Origin of the sequence: Nonomuraea sp. MTCD27 (assembly GCF_041950495.1) — a bacterium.
Lineage (GTDB): Bacteria > Actinomycetota > Actinomycetes > Streptosporangiales > Streptosporangiaceae > Nonomuraea.
Genome location: NZ_JBGNUW010000004.1, coordinates 732,501 through 750,451, shown reverse-complemented (window position 1 = coordinate 750,451; position 17,951 = coordinate 732,501). Strand labels below are relative to the sequence as shown.

The window sequence follows — 17,951 nt, the reverse complement described above, 5'->3', positions numbered from 1 at the left end:
CACATCTACCACTTTTAACAAGATTGATTGTTAACTTAACAATCCAGTCACGGGGAGCGCGCCGAGCGCTTCCGGCCGGCCTTCATTAAAACGTTCGCATTGCTGTTCCTCGGGGGATCGGATCTTAGGAGACGTAGCATGACCGACCTGCTGCACGACGCCCGGGTGAGTCGCGGCCAGTTCCTTCGCATGATGGGCGGTTTGGCCGTGGCCGCGGCCGCCACCGCGTGTTCGACCCGCCCCGAGACCACGGCCACGACCGGTGGCGGGCAGGCCACGACCGAGCTGAAGTTCATCGGCGTGGCCGACCAGAAGACGCCGATGGACGAGCTGGTGACCGCCTACCAGAAGGTCAAGCCCACGGTGCGGCTCACCGCGTCCTACGCCCCCACCGACCAGGTGCAGACCTCCGTACGCACCCAGCTCGGCGCCGGCAACGCCCCCGACCTGCACGTCGTGTACCCGGGCAACGGCAGCGCCATGTCCATGAGCCAGATCGCCAAGGCCGGGCTGCTGGCCGACCTGTCGGCCCAGGCGTGGACCCAGACGATCCCCGCGGGGTTCAAGCCCGCCTTCCAGCTCGACGGCAAGACCTACATCTACTCGGCGGGCTCGTCGGTCATCGGGGCGGTCTACAACAAGAAGGCGTTCGAGCAGGCGGGCATCGACGCGCCGCCGACGACGTGGACCGAGTTCCTCGCGGTCTGCGACAAGCTGAAGAAGGCCGGGATCGTGCCGATCGCGCTGGGCGCGCAGACGCCGTGGGTCACCCAGCTCATCACGTACGCGCTGGTGCCCTCCACCGTCTACGCCAAGGACCCCACGTTCGACGACAAGCAGCTCGCCGGGCAGACCACGTTCGCGCAGTCCGGCTGGCGCCAGGCCATGGAGATGTACCTGGAGCTGCAGAAGCGCGGCTTCTTCAACGACAAGCCCAACGGCACCACGTTCGAGCAGCAGACCTCCATGGTGGCCACCGGCAAGGCCGCCATGGCCGTGCAGGTGTCGGCCGTGCTGCCGGACTTCCGCAAGGCCGCCTCCTCCCCCGACGACCTGTCGATGTTCCCCCTGCCGGGCGCCGACGACGCGGCCTCGGTGTGGATCCCCGCCGGCGTCGTCGTCGGGCTCGGGGCCAGCGCCAAGGGCAAGAACGTGGAGGAGGCCAAGGCGTTCCTCGACTTCCTCGGCAAGCAGGAGAACATCAACGCCTGGGCCAAGGCGATCGCCGCCATCCCGCTCACCCAGGACGCCTCCTCGACCATCGACCCGGCCGTGCAGTCGTTCCTGCCGTTCACCAAGGACCGGGCCGTGCCCTTCATGGACCAGCGCTGGCCCAACGCCGAGGTGCAGCCCGTGCACTTCGCGGTGATCCAGGAGCTGCTGGCCGGCCGGTCCACGATCGACGAGGCCCTGAAGAAGATGGACGAGGCGTACCAGAAGTGACCCCGCTGACCGCCTCCCGTGCCCGGCCCGCACCGCCCTGGCTGTTCGCCGCGCCCGCCCTAGTGGTGTACGCGCTGGTGGTGCTCTATCCCGCGGTCAGCGGCGTGGTCTACGCGTTCACGGACTGGAGCGGGATCGGCCAGGACATGTCGTTCGTCGGCCTGGCCAACTTCCGCACGCTGCTGGGCGACGAGCAGGCCATGGGCTCCATCGGCAACACGCTGCTGCTCACCGTGGCGATCGTGGCCGTGCAGAACGGCGTCGGCCTGCTGCTGGCCCTCGGCGTGCACGCGAAGCTGAAGAGCCGGGCGCTGCTGCGGGTGATCTTCTTCGCGCCGGTCGTGGTCAGCCCGGTCATGGTGGCGTTCCTGTGGAAGTACATCTACAACCCCGACCCGGCCGCCGGGCTCAACGGCCTGCTCGGCCTGGAGGTGGACTGGCTCGGCGACCCGTCGATGGCGCTGTGGTCGATCGCCGGCATGGTGGTCTGGCAGTACGCCGGATACTCCATGGTCATCTTCCTGGCCGGGCTGGAGGGGGTGCCCAAGGAGCTGCACGAGGCGGCCATGATCGACGGCGCGGGCACCTGGCAGCGCTTCCGCTACGTCACCTGGCCGCTGCTCGCCCCCGCCGTGACGATCAACCTGATGTTGTCCACGATCGGCGGGCTCAAGCTCTTCGACCAGATCTTCGCCGCCACGAACGGCGGCCCCGGCTACGCCACGGAGACGCTGTCCACCGTGCTCTACAAGCAGGCGTTCGTGTTCGGCAAGTTCGGCTACAGCACGGCGATCGCGCTGGTGCTGGCCCTGTTCGTGGCCGCGGTGTCCCTCGTACAGGTCTATTACCTGCGCGGCCGGGAGGTGACGGCGTGAGAAGGACCTTCCTGCTGGAGATCGTGATGATCGCGGTGGCGGTGGCGTTCCTGTTCCCCGTCTACACGCTGGTCTCCCTGTCGCTGAAGGATCCGGCGCAGATCTCCCAGTCGCCGCTGGCGCTGCCGAACCCGCCCACGTTCGGCAACTTCGCCGACGCGTGGTCGCTGGCCGCGCTCGGCCCGTCCCTGATGAACAGCACGGTGATCACGGTGGTCAGCCTGGTCGCCCTGATCGCGCTCGGCTCGTTCGCCGCCTACTTCCTGGCCCGGGTGCAGACCCGCCTCGGGTACGGCCTGTACGTGCTGTTCCTGCTGGGCATCGTGCTGCCGTTCCAGCTCGGCATGATCCCGCTCTACGAGCTGGTGACCGACCTGGGGCTGATCGGCACGCACGCCGGGATGATCCTCTTCTACACCGGCATCCAGCTCCCGTTCACGGTGTTCCTCTACACCGGGTTCATCAGGGCGCTGCCCCGCGACTACGCCAGCGCCGCCCAGATCGACGGCGCCACCCACTTCGTGGCCTTCACCCGCGTCGTCTTCCCGCTGCTGCGCCCCATCACCGGCACGGTGCTGATCCTGAACGCCGTCTTCATCTGGAACGACTTCTTCACCCCGCTGGTCTACCTCGGCGGCTCCGGCTTCGAGACGGTCCCGGTCAGCGTCTTCGCCTACGTCGGCCAGTACGTCTCCCAGCACGGCCTGGTCTTCGCCGGCCTCGTGCTCGGCGCGCTGCCGATCGTGCTGGTCTTCCTGGCCCTGCAGCGCTACGTCATCAAGGGCTTCTCCACCGGACTCAAGGGATGAACGTGCTCGACCTGCTCAGGGAGCCGCCCCGTCAGTACTCCCCGGCGGCCATCTGGTGGTGGAGCGGCGAGCCGCTGCGCCGGGACCGGCTGCGCTGGCAGATGGAGCGCCTGGTCGCCGGGGGCGTGCACAACCTGGTCATCCTGAACCTCGCGCCCTCGGGGCCGACGTTCGGGGCGGACGCCGACGACCCGCCGTTCCTGTCGGAGGCGTGGTGGGAGTTGCTCGACGGGGTGTGCGCCGACGCGTACGAGCTGGGCGCGTACCTGTGGTTCTACGACCAGCTCGGCTTCTCCGGCGCGGACCTGCAGGCCCGGCTGGTGGTCGAACGCCCGGAGTTCGCCGGGCAGTGGCTGGCCCCGGACGGGTCCGTGTCGCTGCGCGGGTTCGACTACCTCTCGCCCGAGGCGTGCGCGGTGCTGCTGGACCGGGTGCACGGCGAGTTCGAGCGGCGGGTCGGGAAGTGGTTCGGGCGGGTGATCGCCGGGTCGTTCCAGGACGAGCTGCCCACCCTGCCCACCTGGTCCGCCCGCTTCGCCGAGGAGTACCGGGCCCGCCGGGGCGCGGAGTTCTCGCTCGGCGACCCGGACTGGCGGGCGTACCAGCGGACCCGCGCCGAGCTGGCCGAGGAGGCGTTCTTCCGGCCGCTGGCCGAGTGGCACGAGCGGCACGGCCTGCTGAACGGCTGCGACCAGCAGGACCCGGCCCGCGCCGGGCACCCGGTGGAGGGCGTGCAGCTCTACGCCGACTACGCGCGCACCCACCGCTGGTTCGGCGCGCCCGGCTCCGACCACCACGGCGACGCCCGCCTGCACGCCTCCCTCGCCCACCTGTACGGGCGGCCGCGCACCTGGATCGAGGCGTTCCACTCCAGCGGCTGGGGCGGCACCCTGGAGGAGACCCTCGACTGGCTGCTGCCCTGGTTGCGGGCCGGGGCGACGCTGTACAACCCGCACGCGGTCTACTACACGACCCGGCGCGGCTGGTGGGAATGGGCGCCGCCGTCCACCGACTGGCGGCAGCCGTACTGGCGGCACCACCGGGTCTTCGCCGACGCCGTCACCCGGCTGTGCGCCGCGCTGTCCCAGGGGCGGCACGCCTGCGACGTCGCGGTCCTGCTGCCCACGGCCACCGCCCAATCCGGCATCGGCCTCGACCGGGTGGACCCGGCCGCCGCGCGGGCGCAGGAGGTCTACCGGGAGATCGTGGGCGACATGGCCTGGTTCGCCACCGTGCCCGGCGTGCTCGACCGGCTGTGCCTCGACGCCGACGTGATCGACGACGACTCGGTGCGCCGGGCGGCGGTCGCGGACGGGCGGCTGGCCGTGTCCACCGAGGCGTACCGCGCGATCGTCCTGCCCGCCGTCACGACCCTCGACGAGGACGTCGCCGCCCGGCTGGCCGAGTTCGCCGCGCACGGCGGGCTGCTCGTCGCCGTCGGCACACTGCCCGACTCCCTGCGCGGCCTGGCCTCCTACGTGGCCGCCCCGGACCGGCTCGGCGAGGCGCTGGCCGGGCTGCCCCGCCGGGTCGAGGCGCCGGTGCCCGCGCTGGTGCGCGAGGTGGGCGACACCACGCTGGTGTTCCTCACGGCGGCGCACCCCATGGCCAGCAGGATCGGCGTGGGACGGCCCGAGGAGCGCGGCGTCGAGCTCGGCTGGCTGGACGCCGTCATCGACTTCGACCCCGCCCGGTACGCCCGCGACATGCGGATCACCGTCAGGGGCGTCTCGGGCACCCCGCTGCTGGCCCGCCTCTTCGACGGGGGCGAGCCCCGGCCGCTGCCGCACACGCGTGACGGGGACGACGTGGAGGTCGTCGTGCCGTTCGACGACGGGCCGGCCGCGCTGCTGGTGTTCGACGGCACGACCGCCGAGCCCGCCCCGCCGCCCGAGCCGCTCCCGGTGGAGGTCGATCTCGGGGACGAGTGGGACGTCGAGCTGGTGCCCACCCTTGACGACACGTGGTCCGATTTCGGCGGGTCCGATTTCGGCGGGTCCGATTTCGGCGGGTCCGGCGTCGGCGGGTCCGGCGTCGGCGGGTCCGGCGTCGGCGGGTCCGGCGTCGGCGGGTCCGGCGTCGGCGGGTCCGGCGTCGAGTGCTGGACGCTGCGGACGCCCGGCGGGGAACGGGTGGACGTGACGTTCGGGCCCAGGGGCGAGCAGCGGACGGGCGACGGCCCGTGGACGCCCTCGGTGTGGTCGGCCTCCCGGGGGCTGCGCAAGGACCCCGTCCATCGGGAGACGCTCGGGCCGAAGGGGCACGTGCCCATGGAGTTCCTGGCGTTCGGCCGCGTCGGGGCGGGCGTCGAGGCCCGCTTCCGCACCGTGCTCACCGTGCCGCCCGGCCCGCCCGCCTGGCCGGCCATCGGGGCGGGAGCGGCGAAGACCCTCTGGCTCGACGGTGAGCGGCAGCCGCTCGCCGACCGCGGTTACGCCGCCGTCGCGCTCTCGCCCCTCGCGCCCGGCGAGCATCTGGTCGAGCTGCTGCTCGTGCCGGACGAGGAGCTCGACCTGCGGGCCTACGTGTGCCTGGTGGCCGACCCCGACGACGCCGTCCGCCCCGAGTGGATCGCCGGCACGCCGCTGGAGACCGTCGTGCGCGCCGGAGCGGAGCCGCCGGAGCTGTTGCAGGTGGCCTCCACCGCGGCCTGCCAGGTGCTGGTCAACGGCACGGAAGTGGGCCGGCAGGGCGGTTTCGACCCCTACGCCGAGGCGGACATCCCCCGGGTGCGCAGGTATGACGTGTCCCACGTGCTGCGCCCGGGCGACAACACGATCAGGATCGAGTCGGACGGCTGGGTGCTGGTCGACGGTCTCGCGGTCTCCGGTCCTGGCTGGTCGCCCGGTCCCCGGGTGCGCCGCCGCCAGCACGGCGACCCCGCCGCCCTCTACCTGCGCCCCCGCCCGCACCCGCTGCCGGAGGCGGGCTGGCTCGACGGCCGCCCGGCCGCCCTGCCCGCCGTCTTCGCCGTCCCCGGCGCCCGCCCGCGGACCGAGACGTTCCTCCTGGACCCGCCGCCGGGGGCGACCGGCATCGAGGTGGGCGGCGACGTGGAGGTGCGCGGGAAGTTGCCGGGGACGATCGAGCTGCATGTCGCCACGGTGCCGGGAGCGCAGGCGGGGGCGGCGTTCGCCGGGCCCGTCCGGTTCACCTGCGGGCCCGGGCGGATGCGGCTCGGGAACTGGGAGGAGCGCGGCCTGGCCGGGTACAGCGGCGGCGTCCGGTACCGCACCACCGTTTCCGCCGACGCAGCCGGGCCGGGCGTGCTGGACCTGGGGCGGGTCCGGGGCACGGCCGAGGTGACGGTGAACGGGCGGGCGTGCGGGGTGCGGGTGTGCTCGCCGTACACGTTCGAGGTCGAGCTGGCGGAGGGGGTCAACACGGTCGAGATCCTGGTGCTCGGCACGCTGGCGCCGTACTTCGACGAGGTCAGCCCGACCCACTTCGTCTTCCCCGGACAGCGCACCACCGGCCTGTTCGGCCCCGTACGGCTGCGCACCCGCCGGGCCCGGACCGGGCCCGGCGGGGCACCGCGCTAGAACCGCAGCTTGCGCAGGTAGCGGTAGCCGACCTCCGAGGTCTGCCGGGGCGTCACGTCAGGGGTGTCGTTCTCCACGATGTACTCCCGCACGCGGTGCGCGTCGAAGACGCGGCGGAAGTCGATCGTCCCGGTGCCGAGGTCGGCCATGTCGCCGTCCAGGTGCCGGTCCTTGACGTGGTACTGCAGCACGCGCTGCGGCGCCCTGCGGATGACGTCGATCGCGAACTTCACCGGGTCGCGGGCGCCGCGCCCGACGCCGCCGGTGACCGCCCAGTAGATGTCGATCTCCAGGTGGACCAGGCGCGGGTCGAGCTCGGCGGTGAGCACGTCCCACGGCGTCTTCCCGCCGCCGAGGTCGGTCGTGAACTCGTGGGCGTGGTTGTGGTAGCCGTAGCGCAGGCCGGCCGACCGGGCGGCCCGCGCCTCGACGTTCATCCGCTCGGCCCAGCCCTTCCACTCGTCCAGGCTGGTGGAGTTCAGGTAGGGCACGACCATGTACGTCTGGCCGAGGGTCAGCGCGTTCTCGATCTTCGTCTCCAGCGCGGCGTCATCGGGGCTGATGCCGTCGTGGCTGGAGCTGGCCTCGAGACCGAGCCCGTCGAGGAACTCGCGCAGCTGACTCGCCGTGCGGCCGAAGTAGCCGAGCGCGAGCTCGACCTTCGGGTATCCGATCTCGGCCAGGTAGGCGAGCGTGGTGTCGTAGTTCTGGGCGAGGTCGTCACGTACGGTCCAGAGCTGGATGCTGATCTGGCCCGGCGGGACGCGCTCCCCGCGCGGGTGGCCCGTCGACGCCGCGGCGGCCGGGGAGGCGGCGGCCAGGGCGGCCGCGCCTAACCCGAGGCCCGCGGCCAGCAGGGAGCGCCTGCTGGGGCCGTAGCCGTAACACATGGGATCTCCTAACTCGTGGGCTGGAGCACCACCTGGGTGCTGCCGGTCAGCGGCGGCAGGCCGCCGGTGCCGGGGTCGGTGTAGCTGGCGACGAAGACGCCGGTGAGGTCGTCCGTCTCCGGGTCGTGCCCGCTGGGGACGGTGGTCTGGATGGAGCCCGTGCAGCCGCGGGCCGTGGTCTGCGGATGGCCGTGGTCGGCGTGGCCGAGGATGTAGTCCACGGTCACGTTGGCGCAGTTCACCGGCTGGTCGTCGGTGACGCGCACCTCGAACTCGACGACGTCGCCGAACGTGAACTGCTGCCCGTTGACCGGCCGGACCAGCTCCACGACCGGCGCGGCGTTGCCGACCACGATCCGCACGGACGTGGCCGCCGACATGCCGTCGGGGTCGGTGACCCGCAGCGTGGCGTTGTAGAGGCCGTTCTCCCGGTAGGTGTACGACCCCGAGGGGCTGCGCGAGTCGACCCTGCCGTCGGCGTTGAAGTCCCACGCGTAGCGGAGCCGGTCGCCGTCTGGGTCGCTCGTGCCGGTGCTGGTGAAGTTGACGGTGAGCGGCGCGTGGCCGGCCGTCACCGACGCCTGGGCCGCCGGGATCGGCGAGTGGTTGCCGGTGTATCCGATGTAGTCGATCCGGGAGAGCTGGGCGTCCGGGTTCTCGCTGAAGAAGCCGTCGCCGTACTCCAGCACGTAGAGCGCGCCGTCGGGGCCGAACTCCAGGTCCATCGGGTTGTCGAAGACGAACGAGGACAGCACGTCCTCGATCCGCCCGTCCCGGTGGAACGCCTTGACGTAGTCGCGGGTCCACTCGTAGAAGAGCGGCACGCCGTCGTAGTACCTCGGCCAGGCCACGGGGGCGCGGCCGCGCGTGTCAGCCGGGTCGAACTCGTACGCGGGCCCGGCCATCGGCCCGATCCCGCCGGTGCCCAGCGCGGGGAACTCGGGTGACGGCCCGTACGAGTACCACACGTCCGGCTGCGTGACCGGAGGCAGCTCGCGCAGGCCCGTGTTGCGCGGCGACTCGTTGACCGGGGCCGCGCAGTTGAACGCCGCACCCGACGCGCCGGTCGCGAAGTCGTAGTCCACGTACGGCAGCCGCGCCGTCGCGCAGTACGGCCAGCCGTAGTTCCCGGCCTTGCGGATGACCGTCCACTTGCCGGTGCCCGACGGGCCGCGCTGGGGATCGGCCTCCCGCTGGTCGGGCGAGTAGTCGCCGACGTACAACTCGCCGGTGGAGCGGTTCAGCTCGATCCGGAACGGGTTGCGCAGGCCCATCGCGTAGATCTCCGGCCGCGTACGCGCCGTGCCGGGCCGGAAGAGGTTGCCGCGGGGGATCGTGTAGGAGCCGTCGGCCCGCACGCTGATGCGCAGGATCTTGCCCCGCAGGTCGTTGGTGTTGCCGGAGCTGCGCTGGGCGTCGAAGGCGGGGTTCCGGTCGGGCCGCTCGTCGATCGGGGTGAAGCCGTCGGAGAAGAACGGGTTCGTGTCGTCGCCGGTGGACAGGTAGAGGTTGCCCGCGGCGTCGAAGACGATGTCCCCGCCGACGTGGCAGCAGATGCCGCGGTCCACCGGCACGTCGAGGATGCGCTGCTCGGTGCGCAGGTCGATGGTGGCGCCGGTGAAGCGGAAGCGGGACAGCCGGATCAGGCCCTTGAAGGGCGCGAAGTCCTGCGGCGTGCCGGTGAACGGGGCGTCGCCCTCGTTCACGTCCGGCGTGGCCGGGTCGTCGACGGGAGTGTCGAGCGGGGGCGAGTAGTAGAGGTAGACCCAGTCGTCCTTCTTGGAGCCCTTGCCGAAGCCGGGGCTGAGGGCGATGCTCTGGAGGCCCTCCTCGTCGTGCTGGTAGACGTCGAGGCGGGCGGCCAGCGTGTTGAGGCCGGTCTTGGGATCGTGTAACCAGACCTCGCCGGGCCTGGTGGTGTGCAGGACCCTCGAATCCGGTAACACCGCCAGGTCCATCGGCTCGCCCGGGTTGTCGTTGAGCGTCACCTTCTGGAACTGGTCGTCCGGCGGCGGGGCCGCGGCGCCCGCGGTCCCGGAGGCTTGCGCGGCGGCCGCCGGCATGAGGATCGCCGCAGCTGTAAGGGCCGCGATCGCGGTTCTCGCTCTCATGCCTCTCTCCTTCGGTCTACTCGGGGAATAAGAGAGGGCAAATTAACGTGAATGTATCCTGGCTTACGCCGATCGAGGAGGGCCTAATCACGCATGATCGGGCACCTTTCGCCTCCAATCGGACTAAGTACGCCGGACAGCAAAGCGCCTCCCACCCGCGGGGAGCGGGCAGGAGGCGCTTTGACGTGGGCTTACTTCTTCTCCTCCATGGTGAGGGTCACGGTGCCCGGCTTGCCGTCTCGCTGGTAGGTGATCTCGACCTGCTGGCCGACCTTGTACCCCCGCACCTGGCCGACGACGGTGTCCCCGCCCTGCACCGGCGTCCCGCCGATCTTCGTGATCAGGTCCCCCTGCTTCAGGCCGGCCTTCTCGGCCGGGCCGCCCGCGGTCACCTGGCGGACCAGCGCGCCGGGCACGTCGCCGGTGGCGTCGGCGAGGCTCACGCCCAGGTACACGTGGCTCACCGTCCCCTTGCTGATGAGCTGCTCGGAGACGTGCTTGGCGGTGTTCACCGGGATCGCGAAGCCGAGGTTGACGCCGTCGGCGGCGACCGCGCTGTTGATGCCGACCAGCTCGCCGGCGGCGTTCACCAGGGCGCCGCCCGAGTTGCCGGGGTTGATCGCCGCGTCGGTCTGGATCATGCCGCCCAGCGTGGTCGTCTCCGCCGCCTGCTCCTGCCCGCCGAAGCCGGGCGGGAGCTGCCGCTCGTCCGGCCCGCTCCCGGAGGTCACGGTACGGTCCAGCGCGCTGACGATGCCCGAGGTCACCGTCCCGTCCAGGCCCAGCGGGCTGCCGATGGCCAGCACGTCGTCGCCCACCTTGAGCTGGTCGCTGTCGCCCAGCGCCACCTTGGCCAGCCCCGACACGCCCTGGGCCCGGATGACGGCCAGGTCCGTCGCCGGGTCGGTGCCGGCCACGCTCGCCTTGGCCGTCCTCCCGTCGTTGAACTTGACCGTGAGCGGGCTCTTCTGCCCGGACACCACGTGGTTGTTGGTGAGGATCAGCCCGTCCTCCGACAGCACCACGCCGGAGCCCTCACTGGTCTGCCCCTGGATCATCACCACGGACGGCTGCACCTTCTCCGCCACCTGCGCGACCGTGTACCGGTCCGCGGCGGTACGGAACACGGGGCTGGCACCGGCGGGCGTGGCGGTCGCCGCCGGCCGGCTCCCCTCGGCCAGGTACGCGCCCATCGCGCCGCCACCCAGCGCCGCCGCCGACAGGGCGGCCACGGCCGCCAGCGCGAGCCCGGCGATCGCCTTGCGGGTCAGCACGAACCCGGCCCGCCGCGGCGCGGGGGGCGGGGGCGGCGTGACCGTCGGGCCCGGCCGGGTGAACCCGCCAGCGGCGGGCGGCGTCTCGCCGAACTGGCTCCAACCACCGGTGCGAGGTTCGTTCGCGTCCATGTCATCTCCTAGTGTCCCGATGACACAAGAGTGACCAATGGTGGGTAAATGCCAGCTAAGCCGTTGATCGCCGCCCTCCGCAGCCCCTCATTTCGGCCTTATCCCCCCTGGCTGGGCATGCCGCCCAAACCAGGAAATTTCTCGAAATTCACGGCGCAGTGTCGCAGTACGGCCCCGGCGGCACGCCCATGCCGTAGAACGACATGCACATCACGTCCCCCGAGACCAGCGGCGGGAACGGCTGGTACCAGCCCCGCAGGTAGCCGGGCCCGGTGACGTAGGACATGCTCCCGGTGGCGGGCGCCCCGTTGGCCGTGGCGCTCACCGACAGCGTGGCGGGCGCCGGCTGGACCGTGAAGACGAAGCGCCCGTTGTCGAGGCCCGCGCACACGGGCGCCTCGGGAATGCAGAACGGCGCGGCCTGCGCCGGCTGAGCCGCCACGAGCAGGGCGAGGGGCGTCAAGAGCCCCAGGACGATGCGGGTGACCAGTTTGGCGTTGATGACGCACCCCCGTCGGGTTGGTGGGTACTCGCGAAACGACCTGACAGTAACCCGATCACCCGGTCAGGTCCATGGGTGATCCGCGGGCTCCCGGGACCCGTCGGCGGGCGCCGGCCGGGCGGATCAGCGGGTGTCGCCCGGGACGGTCAGGCCGGTCTCGTACGCGACGATCACCGCCTGCACCCGGTCGCGCAGCCCCAGCTTGGTCAGCACGTTGCTGACGTGCGTCTTCACCGTGTGCTCGCTCACCACCAGCTCCCGCGCGATCTCCGCGTTGGACAGCCCTCTGGCGATCAGCCGCAGCGTCTCCTGCTCGCGCCCGGTCAGCACCGACAGCCGCTCCGCGGGCGGCGCGGCGGGCCGGGGGGCCGCCCTGGAGGTGAAGTCGGCGATCAGCTTCGTGGTGACCGAGGGGGCGAGCAGGGACTCGCCGGCCGCGACCACCCGTACGGCGTGCACGAGGTCGTCGCGCCGGACGTCCTTGAGCAGGAACCCGCTGGCCCCCGCCCGCAGCGCGTCGTAGACGTAGTCGTCCAGGTCGAACGTGGTCAGCATGAGGACCCGGCAGTCCCCGTCCGCGCACACGATCCGGGCGGCCTCGATGCCGTCCATGACGGGCATCCGGATGTCGAGCAGGAGCAGGTCGGGGCGGTGTTCGCGGACGGCGGCGACCGCCTGCTCGCCGTCGCCGGCCTCGGCGACGACCTCGATGTCCGGCTGGGCGTCGAGGATCATGCTGAACCCGGCGCGTACCAGCTCCTGGTCGTCGGCCACCACGACGCGGATGGTCATGACGCCGCCAGCGGGAGCCGCACGAGGACCCGGAAGCCGGGGCCGTCCGGGCGCGGCCCGGTGACGGCGGTGCCGCCGCAGGCGGCGGCGCGCTCGCGGATGCCGATGAGGCCGTTCCCGCCCGAGGGGAGGCCCGACGGGAGGCCCGCGGGGGTGCCTGTGGGGATGCCCGCGGGAAGGCCCGGGTCGCGGCCCCGGCCGTCGTCGGTGATCTCGATCATGAGTGCGTGGTCCTGCCAGGCGAGGGCGATGCCGGCGCGCGTGGCGCCCGCGTGCTTGACGATGTTGGTGAGGGCTTCCTGGGTGATCCGGTACGCGGCCACCTCCGCGTCGGGAGACAGCGGCCTCGGCTCGCCCGAGGTGGAGTATGTCACGTGGAGTCCGGTTGCCCGGACCTGGTCGGCCAGGGTGGGCAGCGTGGCGATGGTCGGCTGGGGCCCGCGTGGGCCCTGCTCCTCCTTCAGGACGTTCAGCATCCGGCGGAGCTGGTCCATGGCGTCGCGACCGGCGGCGGCGATCGCGTCGAAGGCGGCCACGGCCCTGGCCGGGTCGCTCCCGACCGCCACGGGCCCGGCCTCGGCCTGGACCACCATGACGCTGACCGCGTGGGCGAGGATGTCGTGCATGTCGCGGGCGATCCTGGCCCGCTCGCGCTCGGCGGCCCGCTCGGCCTCGGCCTCGCGCTCGCGGGCGAGCTGGGCGGCGCGCTCCTCCAGCGCGGCGGCGTGGGCGCGGGAGGCGGCGGCCGCCCGGCCGATGGCGTACGCGGCGACGAACAGCACGACCCCGCGCAGCGCGGTCTCGGCCGAGCCGACGATGAGCAGGCCGCCGGCGAGCGTGATGGCGAACATGACCCAGCGGATCCACCTGGTGCAGTAGACGGCCACGGTGTAGAAGGCCACCAGTCCCCCGTACCAGATCGGCTGGGCGGGCACCTGGTCCACGATGTCGTAGAGGGTGGTCGGGAGGAGCGTGCCGAGCAGGACGGCCACCGGCGCCCGGCGCCGCCAGACCAGCGGCACGCACGCGGCGACCACGACGACGTAGCCGAGCCAGTGCCAGGGCCCGCCCCACGGGTTGTCCCGCGAGACGAACGGCCACAGCTGCACGACCAGCACCAGCGCCGCGAGCGCGGCGTCCACCAGGATCGTGGGCAGCGAGGCCCACCAGCGGCGGAACCGCGTGACATACCGTGGCTCGGACATGGGACCCCATCTTGCCCTGCGCGTCATGACACGGTCGCGGCGGGCCGCACGGTCGCGGCAGCGGGGACCTCGCGGCGCGCGAGCGGGGCGAACGAGACGAGCAGGAAGAGCGCGCCGAGCGGGATGAGGTCCTTGTCGGCGAACGGCAGGGCGAGGTCGATCAGCACCAGGACCGGCGTCCACGGCCGGACCCGGCGCATGACCGCGAGCTGGATCACCAGGGCGAGCTGGGCCAGGTAGAACAGGAACGGTCCCCCGTCGTAGACGGCGATGGCCACGCCCGGGACGCTCTGCACCCGGTCGAACAGCACGCTCATGCCGGCGTGGTCGGCGGCCAGGAACCCGACCACGACGTCGATGCCGAACTGCGCGAGCAGCGCGGCGATCCCGGCGGTGCCGGCCACGGCGCTCACGGTGGACAGGGTGTCCCGGCCGGCCATGGCGCGCAGTTGCCAGAAGATCCCGGCGAACAGCACGAGGGCCGCCATGAAGGCGAGGTGGCCCGTGGTCCAGGCGAGGCCGGGCCCGCGGCTGCCGTCGAGACCGTCGAGGATGCGGATCACGCCGTAGGCGAGGACGAGCAGGGGCGCGGCGATGAAGGCGAAGCGAGCGTTCATGGGGTTCATGGAGAGAATCCTCGGCCCGGGGAGGGAGGCCGGGCATCGCCGGTGCGAGGGATTCGGGGGCTCCCTCTCGGGAGCGAGGAGAGATCGGTCGTACCGGCGATCCGCTGAGGGGGCTGTCCGCAGCAGGATTGCCGCATTCCCGAAACCTGGAGAAACACCATGATGAAGACCGCCGTCGCCTGCCTCGCCCTCGCCACCCTGCTCGTGGGGGCGCCCGCGCAGGCGGCCACGCCGACGCCGAGCCCCTGCCCGACGCCGCCGGCCGTCCAGGCTCCGCAGGACGGCCGGCAGATCCCGCCGATCAACGAGGCGGCGCTGCGCAAGTCCATCGCGGGCCTGCCGGCGGCCGACGCCACCGCGGCGGTCGTGCGCGTGGGCGGCACGAAGGGCTCGTGGCGAGGGGTGACCGGGGTGGCCGACCTGCGCACGGGGCGCAAGGCGTCCGAGCACGTACGCTTCCGCGCGGGCAGCGTGACGAAGATGTTCACCACCGCCGTCGTGCTGCAGCTCGTGGCCGAGGGGAAGGTCTCGCTCGACGGCACCGTGCAGGACGACCTGCCCGGCCTGCTGCCTGATTCCTACCCCGACGTAAGCATCGGCCAGCTGCTGAACCACACCAGCGGCCTGCCCGCCCCCGACCTGCCCGACTCGTTCGAGTGGGTCTACGAGACCCGGTTCGAGAAGTGGACGCCCCGCGAGTACGTCGCCCTGGCCGTGCGCAACCCCATCGAGTTCGCCCCCGGAACCAGGCAGCACTACCTCAACATCAACACGTTCGTGGCGGGGATGCTGATCGAGAAGGTCACGGGCAGATCGTACGAGCACGAGGTCGCCAGCCGGATCCTGCGCCCCGTCGGCATGCGGGACAGCTATCTGCCCGGCACGTCGGTGCGCATCAAGGGCGCGCACCACCAGGGTTACCAGTCCGTGTCCGCCGGCTTCCCGAACGCCGTCCCCTACGAGGGCGGGCACGTGGTGGACATCACGAACACGAGCGTCACCTCGACCTGGGCCTCTGGCGACCTCGTCTCGACCGCCGCCGACCTGGAGAAGTTCGTCAAGGCGCTGTTCTCCGGCAAGGTGGTGCCGCCGGCGCAGCTGGAGCCCATGTTCACCGTCCCGGACGTGATGACGTACGGCAAGTGCGAGCCCGCGAGCTACACCTCGGGGATGTCCAGGCTGGTGCTGCCCGGCGGGATCGTCGCGTACGGCAAGACCGGTGCCCGCTGGGGCTACGCCGCCGGCGTCGGTGCCACCCGGGACCTGTCCCGCACGGTGGTCTACTCGGTCAACTCCACCGACGCCAAGGCCTCCGGCCAGAACCAGCGGACGCTGGGCATCGCGCTGGCGTCCTTCTCCTGACCGTCACGTACTCGTGGACGCCACGCGAGATGTGAGGGTGGACGCCCTCACATCCCGGGGACGATCGCTCATCGGCGGTGGCGCCGCCTGCGGCGGCGTGCGCGGCTGCTGGTGTCGCCGTTGCCGTGCGGAGGCTTGGGCTCTGGGCCGGGAATGCGGAGGAATGGCATGCGGAACGATGTCATTCCCAGATATCGCAGGATGCTCATGGTGTCCCCCTCGTCGAAGCCTAGGAGGCCCCGCGCACCGGACGGCTGCGCGTCCGGGCACAGCCGGACCGGACCCATCCCATACCCGGCGAATCAGTCCGGAACCCATCTGACCTGGGATTCTCTACTTCACCGACAGAAGGCGGCGCTTGAACATCGGGTGCTTGGTCTCCCAGTAGCGCCAGCCCTCGACCCGGGAGGGCACGTTGGCGATGCCGGAGTCGACCGGGTGGCGGTCGCAGGTGCCGAGCACCGACCAGGCGGACCAGCCGACGCGATAACCGAAGACCCGGTACCACATGTTGCCGTATTTCCCGTCGCTGATCTCCCGGGTGTATTCGTGCCCGGTGAAGACCATGTGCCGCTCTTCGAGGTGCGGCAGACCGAGCCGGCGCAATTGTTCGAGCACCGTCTTGGTGTCGAGATTCGTCTCGTCGTCCTCCTTGGTGAATGTCTTCGCCAGTTCCTTGGTCTTCTCGTTCTCCGACTCGAGGAAGGCGAGGACCTCGTGCTCGCGCGTGACCGACACCGTCATCGAGCCGCCGGGGCCGTCGGTGTAGCGGGTGCGGGGCACGAAGAAGTTCCGCGGCGAGAGCTTGTGGATCCGGAAGAACGTGTGTGGCCTGCAGTTCCTGCCACCGTCGTCGCCGTGGTGGTCGGTGCGGAAGCCACGGTCGCTGTGGATTCCCTTGAAGTGCCGGTCCTTGTCGGGGTCCGAGGCCGCGCTAGCCGCCGGCGCCATGGTGACCGCCAGCGTCACCGCGAGAAGGCCATGCGTGGCGGGCCTCGCTATTTTCCTGATTGGGGTGAGCATTTTACCGTTCCTTTCGGAATGCGACCCATAGTCGCCAGACCGGTACGATGCTTACAGTTGCCGCGAGCGAGATGACAACGCCACGCCGAAGTCGAATTTCCCTTAACGGGAAAGAACCGGTGAAAGAGCGTCAATATCCGGTGCCTATTCCACAAAGGGCCCGCCAAAACCATCCCCCTGTGACACTCCGTGGCCTGTCGCGTTCATCCCGTAATAGCGCCATATCCAAATGCACAGGCATTGAGGAAGACGGACCGCTCCGCGCGTACCTCCCTACGGCAGATTCCGGGTTTCGGGAGGTACGCAATGCACCGCAGAGTCGCCCTGCTCTCCACCGTCGCGCTCGCCCTCGCGGGCGCCCTGGTCCCCGCGGGCGCCGCGCAGGCCGGCACCGCGAACGAGCTCGACCCCAGGCGGCCCGCCGGGTGGACGGCCACGGACTCCTGGTCGGAGCGCAGGACCGTCTCGCAGTACTGGACCACGCGGCGCATGCTCGCCGCCGAACCACTGCAGGCGCCCGCGCCCCGCCGCGGCACCCAGTCGCGCGGGCCGTCCCAGGGCACCCCGTGGGCCACCCGCGGCGCCTCGGCCACCACCACCCAGCGCTCCCCGTGGAGCACCCGCGGCGCGTCATGGGCGAGTTTCACCACCGCTCGGACGCGGGCCCTGGTGCCCAACAGCCCCGGCCTGCAGTGGACGGACGGCGGCGCGGTGGTGCGCACCGTCGGCCGGGTCTTCTTCACCACCGCGGACGGCCGCAACTCCTCCTGCTCCGGCACGGCCGTGACCAGCGCCAACGAGAGCGTCGTGATGACCGCGGGGCACTGCGTGAAGCTGAACGGCGCCGCCCACCGCAACTGGATGTTCGTCCCGGCGTTCGACGACGGGCGCGCTCCGTTCGGGGCCTGGGTGGCCACGAGAATGCTGACGACGCAGCAGTGGAACGCCAGGGAGGACATCAACTTCGACGTGGCCGCCGTCGTGGTGGCGCCGCTGAACGGCCGCACGCTGACCGACGTGGTGGGCGGGCAGGGGGTGGCGTTCAACCAGCCAAGGCAGCGGCAGAACTTCGCCTTCGGGTACCCGGCGGCGGAGCCGTTCGACGGGTCGGAGCTGATCTACTGCAGCGGGCGCGCGTTCAACGACACCGTCATGACGAGGGACCAGGGGCTGCGCTGCAACATGACCGGCGGGTCCAGCGGCGGGCCGTGGTTCCAGGGGTTCGACGAGTCGACGGGGCTCGGCTGGCTGAACTCGGTCAACAGCTTCACCTACAACTTCGCCCCGAACTTCATGTTCGGCCCCTTCTTCGGGAACGAGGCCATGGCCGTCTACCAGGCGGCACAGAACGCCGACGCCGCCTGA

Annotated in this window: 14 protein-coding genes; 6 read left to right on the top strand and 8 right to left on the bottom strand. The window is 71.4% G+C overall.

All coding sequences use genetic code 11. The features are described 5' to 3' along the window. Positions 1 to 138: 138 nt before the first annotated feature. From ACBJ59_RS15685 to ACBJ59_RS15670, 4 genes are read left to right on the top strand one after another with little or no spacing between them, the layout of a single operon-like run. Entirely contained in the window at positions 139 to 1,443 is a 1,305-nt protein-coding gene (locus ACBJ59_RS15685) for an extracellular solute-binding protein (RefSeq protein WP_375110903.1), read from the top strand. Further along, positions 1,440 to 2,318, top strand: a complete 879-nt coding sequence (locus tag ACBJ59_RS15680; protein WP_375110902.1) for a carbohydrate ABC transporter permease — start codon at positions 1,440 to 1,442, stop codon at positions 2,316 to 2,318. Before ACBJ59_RS15685 ends, ACBJ59_RS15680 begins: the two co-directional genes overlap by 4 nt. Next, positions 2,315 to 3,127: a carbohydrate ABC transporter permease gene (locus ACBJ59_RS15675; protein ID WP_375110901.1), complete on the top strand. Its 813-nt coding sequence runs from the start codon at positions 2,315 to 2,317 to the stop codon at positions 3,125 to 3,127. Before ACBJ59_RS15680 ends, ACBJ59_RS15675 begins: the two co-directional genes overlap by 4 nt. Continuing rightward, a complete protein-coding gene (locus tag ACBJ59_RS15670; RefSeq protein ID WP_375110900.1) occupies positions 3,124 to 6,669 on the top strand; it encodes a hypothetical protein in 3,546 nt (1,181 codons plus the stop codon). The genes ACBJ59_RS15675 and ACBJ59_RS15670 overlap by 4 nt, the downstream gene beginning before the upstream one ends. On the opposite strand, the gene ACBJ59_RS15665 is transcribed toward ACBJ59_RS15670, so the two are convergent. From ACBJ59_RS15665 to ACBJ59_RS15635, 7 genes are all read right to left on the bottom strand, one after another. After that, positions 6,666 to 7,559, bottom strand: a complete 894-nt coding sequence (locus tag ACBJ59_RS15665) for a sugar phosphate isomerase/epimerase family protein (RefSeq protein WP_375110899.1) — start codon at positions 7,557 to 7,559, stop codon at positions 6,666 to 6,668. The two genes, ACBJ59_RS15670 and ACBJ59_RS15665, sit on opposite strands and share 4 nt — an antisense overlap. 8 nt (positions 7,560 to 7,567) lie before the next feature. Further along, complete coding sequence (locus ACBJ59_RS15660) at positions 7,568 to 9,670, bottom strand: PQQ-dependent sugar dehydrogenase (RefSeq protein ID WP_375110898.1); 2,103 nt, start codon at positions 9,668 to 9,670, stop codon at positions 7,568 to 7,570. Positions 9,671 to 9,861: 191 nt separating this feature from the next. Beyond that, entirely contained in the window at positions 9,862 to 11,076 is a 1,215-nt protein-coding gene (locus tag ACBJ59_RS15655) for a S1C family serine protease (RefSeq protein ID WP_375110897.1), read from the bottom strand. Between the two features lie 148 nt (positions 11,077 to 11,224). Continuing rightward, positions 11,225 to 11,539, bottom strand: a complete 315-nt coding sequence (locus ACBJ59_RS15650; protein ID WP_375110896.1) for a hypothetical protein — start codon at positions 11,537 to 11,539, stop codon at positions 11,225 to 11,227. A gap of 162 nt (positions 11,540 to 11,701) precedes the next feature. Further along, positions 11,702 to 12,370, bottom strand: coding sequence for a response regulator (locus ACBJ59_RS15645; protein ID WP_375110895.1), 669 nt, complete (start codon positions 12,368 to 12,370; stop codon positions 11,702 to 11,704). After that, positions 12,367 to 13,575 (bottom strand): sensor histidine kinase, encoded by a 1,209-nt coding sequence (locus ACBJ59_RS15640; RefSeq protein ID WP_375110894.1) that lies wholly within the window; start codon positions 13,573 to 13,575, stop codon positions 12,367 to 12,369. Before ACBJ59_RS15640 ends, ACBJ59_RS15645 begins: the two co-directional genes overlap by 4 nt. A 23-nt stretch (positions 13,576 to 13,598) precedes the next feature. Beyond that, positions 13,599 to 14,201, bottom strand: a complete 603-nt coding sequence (locus ACBJ59_RS15635; protein ID WP_375110893.1) for a hypothetical protein — start codon at positions 14,199 to 14,201, stop codon at positions 13,599 to 13,601. Positions 14,202 to 14,360: 159 nt separating this feature from the next. Here ACBJ59_RS15635 and ACBJ59_RS15630 point away from each other — a divergent pair, with 159 nt between their 5' ends. Continuing rightward, positions 14,361 to 15,563 carry a serine hydrolase domain-containing protein gene (locus ACBJ59_RS15630; RefSeq protein ID WP_375110892.1) on the top strand — a complete coding sequence of 401 codons (1,203 nt, stop codon included), beginning with the start codon at positions 14,361 to 14,363 and terminating at the stop codon, positions 15,561 to 15,563. Positions 15,564 to 15,896: 333 nt separating this feature from the next. Here the strand turns inward: ACBJ59_RS15630 and ACBJ59_RS15625 are convergent, their stop codons facing one another. Further along, positions 15,897 to 16,586 (bottom strand): hypothetical protein, encoded by a 690-nt coding sequence (locus ACBJ59_RS15625; RefSeq protein WP_375110891.1) that lies wholly within the window; start codon positions 16,584 to 16,586, stop codon positions 15,897 to 15,899. Between the two features lie 306 nt (positions 16,587 to 16,892). Here ACBJ59_RS15625 and ACBJ59_RS15620 point away from each other — a divergent pair, with 306 nt between their 5' ends. Next, entirely contained in the window at positions 16,893 to 17,951 is a 1,059-nt protein-coding gene (locus tag ACBJ59_RS15620) for a trypsin-like serine peptidase (protein ID WP_375110890.1), read from the top strand.